General features: G+C 69.5%; 8 protein-coding genes. 5 read left to right on the forward strand and 3 right to left on the reverse strand.

Annotated elements, in window-relative coordinates:
* Positions 1 to 87: 87 nt before the first annotated feature.
* Positions 88 to 2,811: an AAA family ATPase gene (locus ACFWY5_RS55775; protein ID WP_379640053.1), complete on the reverse strand. Its 2,724-nt coding sequence runs from the start codon at positions 2,809 to 2,811 to the stop codon at positions 88 to 90.
* 333 nt (positions 2,812 to 3,144) lie between these two features.
* Between ACFWY5_RS55775 and ACFWY5_RS55780 the strand changes: the two genes are divergently transcribed.
* The 4 genes from ACFWY5_RS55780 (at position 3,145) to ACFWY5_RS55795 (ending at position 6,080) form a co-directional block, all read left to right on the forward strand.
* Positions 3,145 to 3,867, forward strand: a complete 723-nt coding sequence (locus tag ACFWY5_RS55780) for a hypothetical protein (RefSeq protein ID WP_379640054.1) — start codon at positions 3,145 to 3,147, stop codon at positions 3,865 to 3,867.
* Between the two features lie 32 nt (positions 3,868 to 3,899).
* Positions 3,900 to 4,367, forward strand: a complete 468-nt coding sequence (locus ACFWY5_RS55785) for a hypothetical protein (protein WP_379640055.1) — start codon at positions 3,900 to 3,902, stop codon at positions 4,365 to 4,367.
* Positions 4,368 to 4,958: 591 nt separating this feature from the next.
* A complete protein-coding gene (locus ACFWY5_RS55790; protein ID WP_379626311.1) occupies positions 4,959 to 5,555 on the forward strand; it encodes an RICIN domain-containing protein in 597 nt (198 codons plus the stop codon).
* A gap of 270 nt (positions 5,556 to 5,825) precedes the next feature.
* The gene (locus ACFWY5_RS55795; RefSeq protein ID WP_379626309.1) at positions 5,826 to 6,080 is read left to right on the forward strand and encodes a hypothetical protein; all 255 of its coding nucleotides are present in this window, start codon (positions 5,826 to 5,828) and stop codon (positions 6,078 to 6,080) included.
* Between the two features lie 146 nt (positions 6,081 to 6,226).
* On the opposite strand, the gene ACFWY5_RS55800 is transcribed toward ACFWY5_RS55795, so the two are convergent.
* A complete protein-coding gene (locus ACFWY5_RS55800; protein ID WP_379626307.1) occupies positions 6,227 to 7,129 on the reverse strand; it encodes a LysR substrate-binding domain-containing protein in 903 nt (300 codons plus the stop codon).
* A gap of 176 nt (positions 7,130 to 7,305) precedes the next feature.
* Here ACFWY5_RS55800 and ACFWY5_RS55805 point away from each other — a divergent pair, with 176 nt between their 5' ends.
* The gene (locus ACFWY5_RS55805) at positions 7,306 to 7,611 is read left to right on the forward strand and encodes a DUF1330 domain-containing protein (protein ID WP_379640056.1); all 306 of its coding nucleotides are present in this window, start codon (positions 7,306 to 7,308) and stop codon (positions 7,609 to 7,611) included.
* Between the two features lie 202 nt (positions 7,612 to 7,813).
* Here ACFWY5_RS55805 and ACFWY5_RS55810 read toward each other — a convergent pair whose 3' ends face one another.
* Positions 7,814 to 8,173, reverse strand: a complete 360-nt coding sequence (locus ACFWY5_RS55810; RefSeq protein WP_379640058.1) for a nuclear transport factor 2 family protein — start codon at positions 8,171 to 8,173, stop codon at positions 7,814 to 7,816.
* Positions 8,174 to 8,460 lie beyond the last annotated feature (287 nt).

Genomic DNA, 8,460 nt, shown 5'->3' on the forward strand with positions numbered 1-8,460 from the left:
ATGGAAACGCTAGGCGGGGGCTTCCCCGTGACGCATCGGTCATCGTGACCGGTGTCCGGGAAGCCGATGACTGACGTTACTTGCGGGCTAGAGGAGGTCGGTCAGTTCGGCGCGGCCGGTGACGCCGAGTTTCGGATACGCCTTGTAGAGGTGGTGGCCGACGGTCCGCGGGCTGAGGAACAGCTGTGCGGCGATCTCCTTGTTGGTGTGGCCGGTGGCGGCCAGCCGTACCACCTGAAGTTCTTGTGGAGTGAGGAGGGTGAGTGGGCCGCTGCGCTGAGGCTCATCGCCCCGCTCGCCGAAGGCGGCGAGCTCGCCGCGCGCACGCTCGGCCCAGAGCAGCGCGCCGAGGCGCTCGAACGCGGACACCGCCGCCGCGAGATGGGCGCGGGCCTCGGTACGGCGGCGCCGGCGGCGCAGCCACTCGCCATAGACCAGCTGGGTGCGGGCGTGCTCGTAGGGGCCGCCGTGACTCTCGTGGAGGCGCAGTGCCCCGGTGTACAGCGCCTCGGCGTCGCCGTCGTCGGCCAGCAAGGCCCGGCAGCGTAGTTCGAGACCGGTGGCGACCGGGCGGTCGACGTGCTCGGCCCAGTGGCGGAACGCCGCCAGCGGTGCGTGGGCGCGATCCGGCGTGCCGCCGCGCACGGCCGCTTCCACCAGGTCCGGCACCGCCCTTACCAGGAGGTCGCGGCTCGCCGGTCCCCGGAATACTTGTTCGAGCTGGTCGCATGCTTGCCCGAACCGCCGGGCGGAAAGGTCGAGCATGCCCAGACCCCAGGCCGCGATCTCGGCGTTGACCCGGTGCCGGGCTCGGGCTCGCGGGAGCACCTCCTCGGCCAGGGCTCGGCAGCGTGCCTCGTCACCCGATACGGCGTGCAGCCACACCTCCACCGACCGGTGTGCCAGGTTTTCGGTCGTGTTCCCGAGTTCGTCGCTCACGGACGCGCCTTCCGCCACACACGCGCGGGCGTCCGCGAACTCGCCGCGCAGCAGCCGCGCCACCGCGAGCACGTTCAGGGTGTACGGGACCCACCCCAGTGCCCCGTTGGCCCGCACTTCGCCAAGCATGTCCTCGGTCCCGGCGACGACGCTGTCATCGTCGGCGATCATGAGCCCGCCGAACCCGGCCGTGATCTGATGCGTCAGGTCGTTCCCGCCGCCGCGGGTGGTGGTGTGGAGGGCGCGCATCGGGCCGACGGCCAGTTCCGGGCGTCCGGCGAAGAGGTCCGCCCACCCGAGAAGGGCGGCGACCACGGGTGCCCAGTGCTCCGGCGGGGTGAACCCGCGCATCAGCTCCGCCGCACGCTCCAGAAGGTCGTGCGCCGCTCCGTGCCGGGCGGCGTGCGCGGCCTCGTAGAGCGTGAGCGCGGCGCGCTCCGGATCGCTGTCGCGCACCAGCGCGGCGGCCTCGAGCGTCAGCTCCGCATCGGCCCGCGGCGAGGTGCGTTCATACTCCACGGCGCCACGGGTGTAGATGGCCGCGGCCCGGATGCCGGGGTCGGTGGTGAGCGCGAGCGCTTCGGCCGCCAGCCGGGCGGCGCGGTCGGCCTTGCCGGCGTCGAACGCGGCCTGACTGGCCCGGGCGATACGCCGGGCCTTCAGCTCCCGGTCGGCACTGAGCCGGCCGGCGCGGTCGTAGGCGGCGGACACCGCCATGGCGCCGCCTCGGTGCCAGGCCCGCTCCGCCGCGTCTTCCAGTTCGGCGGCCACGGCCTCGTCGGGGGTGATGGTGGCAGCGGCGAGGTGCCAGGCCCGGCGGTCGGCGTCGGCGTCCGCGCGCAGCGCCTCGGCGTACGCGCGATGGACCTCGATCCGCCGGTGCAGGGGCGCGTCCTGGTAGGCCGCCGCCCGTACCAGGGGGTGGCGGAACGTGATCCGGCTGTCGATCCAGACCAGCCGGTCGCGTTCGGCGGGCGCCAGGTCGCCGGCGGCGCCGCCGAGGGATTCGATCACGTGCAGGATCGTCGCGAGAGGCGCCGCCAGGTCGGCCGCCGCCACCACGAGCGCGCGTTGGGTGGGCTCGGGAAGCCCCACGATCTGGTGACGGAATGACTCCTGTACGCGGCGGGTCACCGGCAACGGGCCGACCTGCCCGGCCGGATCGGACTCGTCGGCATCGTCAGCCGCGAGCCGCGACGACCCGAGCTCGATGATCGCCAGAGGGTTGCCGCCGGACTCCGCGAGGACCCGGGTCCGCACCGGTTCGATGAGTTCCGGCGCGTACTCGTCGAGCAGCCGGGCGGCGTCGGGCGCGGCGAGGCCGGGCAGATCCACGACCTCGACACCCGCGATGTCGAACGGCATCGCCGTCTCGCGCATCGCGAACAGCACCGCGATCGGATCGGCCACGAAGCGGCGGGCCGCGAACAGCAGCGCCTCCACCGAACCCTGGTCGAGCCATTGCAGGTCATCGATCACGCACAGCAGCGGGGCCTTCTCGGCCAGATCGGCGAGCAACGACAGGGTGCCGGCGGAGATCAGGAACCGGTTGGCGTCGTCTCCCTCCGACAGGCCAAAGGCGCGACGCAGTGCCCTGGCCTGGGGAGCTGGCAGGGCGTCCAACCTGTCCAGGTGAGGAAACAAGAGGTGGTGCAGGCCGCCGTAGGCCAGCTCGGAGTCGGACTCGACCCCTGCTCCGCGCACCACGCGCATGCCGCCCTCTTCGGCGATCGACACAGCGTGCTGGAGAAGAACCGATTTCCCGATGCCCGCCGCGCCCCGCAGCCCCAGGACGCCGCTGCGTTCGTCGCGCGCGTTCGCCAGCAGGCGTTGAATCCGCGCTTGCTCGACCTCCCTGCCCACCAGTGACATGAGTTGCTCCTCTGTACAGCCGCTGCCGGGCGTACGGTTTTGCCGGGCTGGGGGCGCCGGGTCATGAGCGTAGTCCACGAAGGCGGCCGGCCCTGACAGCTACGGGCGTGACGGCTTTGGTGGCCAGGTCCACAGTGGACGCAACCCGGGAGCGGCCTTCGGGATAGGGGATATGGAGGAACCGATCGTGAAGCGACGTGTCGTCCCATGGCTACGGTCCGGGTGGTGAGTCGGTCCAGGGAGAAGCTCGACGATGGGGAACTCGTCGCCGCCTCCCGCTGACGTCGGGCAGGGACATCAACGCCGCCACGGCGCCGGACTGAAGGATCCGTCGTGAAGCACCCCTCCCAAGCGGAGAGGGATGCATCTATCGTGGTTGAGGTGATCACCAAGCGTTTGTTTCCCCTGGCGGCCGTCTTGGCTGGATCGCTGCTGGTGCCGGGTCCCGCCCTGTCCGAGAACGTGTCGGGGCAGGTCGATCCGCTCAGGGCCGCCCTTCTGGTACCGGAGGATCTCGGGAGCGAGTTCGCGCGTCGCGACTACACCACAAAGGGCCTGCTGAACCCTGCCTTCACCCGGACCAAGGCGTGCCGGAAGGCCGTCAAGAGCCTGACCGCGGTCTACCGGACCAAGGTCTCGACGGCGTTGGAACACACGGACCGGTGGGAGGGGATCAGCGAATACCTCGTGAGCGGCACCCCCCGCAAGATCTCCGCCCTGGAACGCGCGGCCAAGGCCATGGTCCGCTCTTGCCGGAAGATCACGGTCAAGACGCAGGGTACTCAAGAGATCATCCGCAGGTTGTCGCTCGGTCGGCTTGGGGACAGCGTGTACGCGGTCAAGTTCCGCAGCGGGTTCCCCGACAGTGATCTGGAGCGGGACGCCGAGCTGGCGACGGAAATGATGGTCGCGATCGACATCGCGCTCATCCGGGTGGGGAACACGATGATCGTGTTGGAACACGACGGCCACGTCGGCGCGTTCGACCCTCCGCTGACCAGGTCAGCGGCCCAGACGGCTGTGATGCGCCTCCAGGAGGCTCTGCCGGGGGACTAGCTCGTCGTCGGCGGGAACCGTACGCGTTGTCCATGCCGGAGACGTATCTCGCCACCATCATCCTCGCGGCAGCGTTCTCCCAGCGGCGAGCCGCGCGGCTGGGCGGCTGGGCCGAGAACGTGATCGCCGCCAGGCCCGCGTATCGTTCCGGCGCCCTGGACGCTCCCTTGGCCCGCCATCCGCACGATCCCATCGCCTCGGCGGCACACGCGGCACGGACCATCGACGTTCGCTGCCACAGCGAGGCGCTCGACCGGACGCTTGACGTCGCGGCGTCCGTCTCCTTCGGCTGCATGTCGTCGGTGATGCTGGAGGGCTGGCAGTCGGTGGCGGTTTCGGCGCTGGCCGCGTCAGCGTCGGCTTTCGTCCTGCGGCGGCGAGAGCCCAGCCGGTACATGCTCTCCCGGCTGACCCGGCGGCCCAAACGCCTGCGCCGGCTCGCTCTGGCCGGCCCCGGCCGGGTCCACCGGACATGGAGCCCGCTCCGGGCTTCTGAGTAAATCCGGGGCCAGGCATGCCGCCGGCTGGCGCGGTGCTCGGTTCAACCGCGATGCGTTACAAGTGCATCCTGATCCTTCGCAGCGGGAACGGCTTTCCGCCGGTTCACTTCCTGGAACTGTGGCGCGTCGAACTCACTCGGTGCTGTCGTCGGCGCGGACGGTCCGCCGGCCGGTGGTGCCTGCCGATCTCTTCATGCCGCGTTGTGAGGTCCACGGTCAGGTCCTCTCGCCGTGGAGGCCGGCGGGCAGTACGGGGGGGTCGAGGGCGCGGACTCCTCGGGCACCCAGCAGATAGTCAAGGCCTGCCTGGTTCGGCGCGGGGCTGTGTCACCGCTGTTTCGTGTGCGACCGGCCTTCAGCTTGGCCTTTCAAGCACGCGTGAAAGTCGTGGAGGCACTTGGGCGGCGGTTCCTAGCGTGGACTGTGCGCTGAGTTGTTCGGCGTCGATTTCTGAGCTTTCGACTTCGAATCTGAACAACTGGCGCGGGCCAACAAAGCCCAAAAACCCATCCGATAGGAGAGAACATGCGCTTACCTCGACTCGTTGCTGCCCGGCCCGCCCGCGACGGAAGGCGAAAAGGAGGAAAGGCAATGTCTCGACTCCGCCTGACAGCGACAATGCTGGCGGTACCACTGCTTGTGCTGAGCGCCGCACCCGGGTTCGCACAGACCTCGACCGGAACGGGCGCGGCCGGCGCGACAGCCCTGCGAACCCACCCTGTCGGCTTGGTGACCTTTACCAGCGAGTTCCGCGACCGCATCCCCGCGAATTCGAATCAGTGCCTGGACGCCAACGTCAGCGGCGGCGGCCACAACGGGAGCAGGGTGGTTATCTGGCAGTGCAGCAATTCACCGCAGCAGCTGTGGCGCTGGCGGCCCGACGGCCACCTGGAGAACCAGCACTTCCGCGGCAAATGCCTTGACGCCGATGCCCGCTGGGGCGGCCGCGACGGCACCCCGCTACTGCTCTGGCAGTGCAACGACAATTCACCGAACCAGCAGTTCTTCAACCGGCCCGGCACCGGCGACCTCGCCCTCTACAACGAGGCCTTCCACAACGGGTTGAGCATCGTCGTGGACCGTGACGCGAACGTCCGCGGCAACGGCGCGCTGGTGCAGCTATGGCGGAAGAACGGCCAGTCACAGCAGTGGTGGACCGTCTGGCCAAAGGGGCCCTTCGGCTCGTAGGCGCCAGCGCGCGCGAACCTGTGCGCTTCAGGGCTTCGATTTGGTACGTGGGGGGTGGCCCGGGCGGTGCCGTGCTGGTGCCGGTGTTCCAGCCCTACTTCCGCCGCGCCGGCGAACCGTCCGGGGGCTGGAAGATCCGCATCCGCGCCCGCCACGGGATGGTGGCCGGACTGGCAGGCAGCCCGGGTCAGCACGCACAAGCCGCTCGTCGAGGCCTACCCACGATGGAGGCCACGGGCGCCTGGACCTACCTGGATTTCTCGCCTGCACTTGATCGCCGCGGCCCACAAGTCCATCGACCACGCCGCCGCCAAGGCCGCGCAGGCCGCCGAGGCCAAGAGCCGGGCCGCCGAGACCGAGGCCGAGGCCAAGAGCCGGGCCGCCGACAGGCCGGGCAAGGCCGAGGCCCGCGCGATGGCCGACCAGATCCGCGCCGAGGCGCTGGCCCAGGGCAAGGAGCTCGCCGACGCCCTCACCGCGCAGGCGGCGGAGCTGAAGGCCCATGCCACCGACGCGCGCCGCTAGGGAGTTGCGCGTAGCGACTCGGATGGCGTAGCGAGGTCGTGGCGGACATTCAGCAAGACCGTCGTCGTCATCACCGCGAAGTCCGCCGGGCGCAAGGTCTTCGGCCTGGCCTCCGCAGGTGACCGTCTCGCTTGACCTCTTGCGTGTCAGTCCGGCAGCCAGTGCAGCTCGTGCGCCAGGGCCTTGGCGACGGCACGGATGCGGCGGTGCAGTGGCGACTGCTCGCGTGGGAGGACCAGGTGGATCGTCAGGCTGGGCGCGCCCCGCAGCGGTCGCCAGGTGAGACCGGCCGGTTGTACCGTGGCCGCGGCTTCTCCGGCCGGGGCGAGGGTGATCCCGTCGCGCAGGTCGCGCTGAGACATGTCGAAAGAGACCGCGGGCGTGTGAAATCGGGGGTGTGGTCGGGTGTCTCGGAACAGTGCGGACAGTTGATCGTGGATCACGGGGTTGGCCGCACGGTCCGGGAGTCGCAGCGGGTACGCGGCCGCGTCGGCGAGTTCGATCTCCGGATGTTCGGCCAGCGGATGGTGCTGCGCCAGCTGGACCCCGACGCGCATACGCCGTAGCAGGAACCGGCGCACGCCACGGCCCGGCTGTTCACCGCGGGTGATCCCGGCATCGATGCGGCCGTCGGCGACCGCGGGAGAGATCTCCGGTGTCGCCATCGGGACCGCGCCGACCTCGAGTCCGCTGTTGCCGCGCACCAGCCTGTCCACCAGGGCCGGTACCGTCTCGGCCCCGGCGCTGAGGCTGTATCCGATGCGCAGCGTGCCCAGTTCACCGGCCGCCGCGCTCCGGGCGGTGTCCCAGGCCCGGTCCAGCGCCGCCAGCGCGGGCGGCGCGGACTCCGCCAGAGCCGCACCGGCCGTGGTCAATACGACGCTACGCGTGTTGCGGACCAGCAGGGCCGTACCGAGTTCCGTCTCCAAGCGGCGCATCCGGGCGCTGAGTGCGGGCTGTGCGATACCGATCCGTGCGGCCGCGCGGGTGAAGTTCAGTTCCTGCGCCAGCACCAGGAAGTAGCGCAGGCTCACCGTATCCGGCGCCACGCGGCCTCCCCGCCGATTGATAACGATCCGTTCTGAGTCTATCCCGGACCGGTCTTTCCCTTGACCGCCTATCCAGCCCTAACCTGCGCGTACGACGATTCAACCGGCCGCCGGGGTCGATCGATCTGAGTGTCAATTCGAAGTCGGACGTGTCCGGTCCAACACAGGAGGTTTCCATGGCCAAGGGTTACTGGGTCAGTGTCTACCCCGCCATTTCCGACCCTGAGATGCTGACTGCCTACGACAAGCTGGCCGGTCCGGCTGTCCAGGCTGGGGGCGGGCGCGTCCTGTCCCGGATCCCGTCCCATGGCGGTCGGGTCGTCGCCCGCGAGGCCGGAATCACGCAACGCGTCGTTCTGATCGAGTTCGACAGCTTTGAACAGGCCGTCGCGGCTTACGAGAGCGAGGCATACCAGAAGGCGCTGGTGGCCCTCCCCGATGGCTTCGAGCGCGACTTCCGCATCATCGACGCCATGGACTGACCGGCGAGACCAGGTATTGCTGAACATCCGTCACCACCCCGACGGCAACACCTTTCTCTCGTAGTTGGTCTGGCCCCGATCATGAGCAGTCTCGACACGACGGGCCTGTCCGGGACCAGACGTTCTCCCTCGGCACCGAGGTGCTCTCCGTACTGCTAGCCGGCGGCAAGGACATCTCGGCCTCGCGATCCCTTCGGCTATGTCAATCGGTCGTGCTGGCGTGCACGGCGATGATTCGCCAGCCGTGCGTCTCGCCGTATAGCCAAGTACGGGTGTAGCGCATCCTGGCCGCGAACGGCGCACCGGAGACGGTCCCTTCGATGGTGCCGAGAAACCACGTCACCCCGGTGTGCCCATCGGCGAGCACGGTCAGCTCCTCCTCGGCCACCTTCGTCACCACCTGCGTCCGAGTGCGGTGCAGCTCCAGGTCGTCCGCCTTGGTCGCGACGTTCGCGCCGAAGGTGAAGATCAGCCGATCATCCAGTAGCCGATCCAGCGCCTCGACATCTCCAGCGAGCTGCGCGGCCTGAAGTCGGCGCTCGGCGTCCCGCAAGTCTTCCATCATGAGGTCCACCCTCCCAGCCAGCGCGTATCCGTGCCAGGACGTTCACGCTCGGCTGATCTTCGCAGTCCGATCCAGGAATCCCCTCGTCGGTGAGCGCACGAGCCCACCCCGCGATCGATTCAACCCTGGATGGTCCAGTCGACCGCCGTAGTCACCCGAAACAACACCCAAGAGGTACGATGCGAACACCGAACCGGGCAGCTGGCCGTACCAGCAGCACCAGCGGGCAGGACTTCTCCGTCAGGGGGCGTGGCCGTACCGCGCCCACCAGCGGTTTTCCACGT

It is taken from the genome of Nonomuraea sp. NPDC059007 (assembly GCF_042740555.1).
Taxonomy (GTDB): domain Bacteria; phylum Actinomycetota; class Actinomycetes; order Streptosporangiales; family Streptosporangiaceae; genus Nonomuraea.

Excerpts from the sequence above, each read along its gene's own strand:
- ACFWY5_RS55805 (WP_379640056.1), top strand. The coding sequence starts at position 7,306 with ATGGCCAAGGGTTACTGGGTCAGTGTCTACCCCGCCATTTCCGACCCT.
- ACFWY5_RS55775 (WP_379640053.1), bottom strand. The coding sequence starts at position 2,811 with ATGTCACTGGTGGGCAGGGAGGTCGAGCAAGCGCGGATTCAACGCCTG.
- ACFWY5_RS55785 (WP_379640055.1), top strand. The coding sequence starts at position 3,900 with ATGCCGGAGACGTATCTCGCCACCATCATCCTCGCGGCAGCGTTCTCC.
- ACFWY5_RS55810 (WP_379640058.1), bottom strand. The coding sequence starts at position 8,173 with ATGGAAGACTTGCGGGACGCCGAGCGCCGACTTCAGGCCGCGCAGCTC.
- ACFWY5_RS55790 (WP_379626311.1), top strand. The coding sequence starts at position 4,959 with ATGTCTCGACTCCGCCTGACAGCGACAATGCTGGCGGTACCACTGCTT.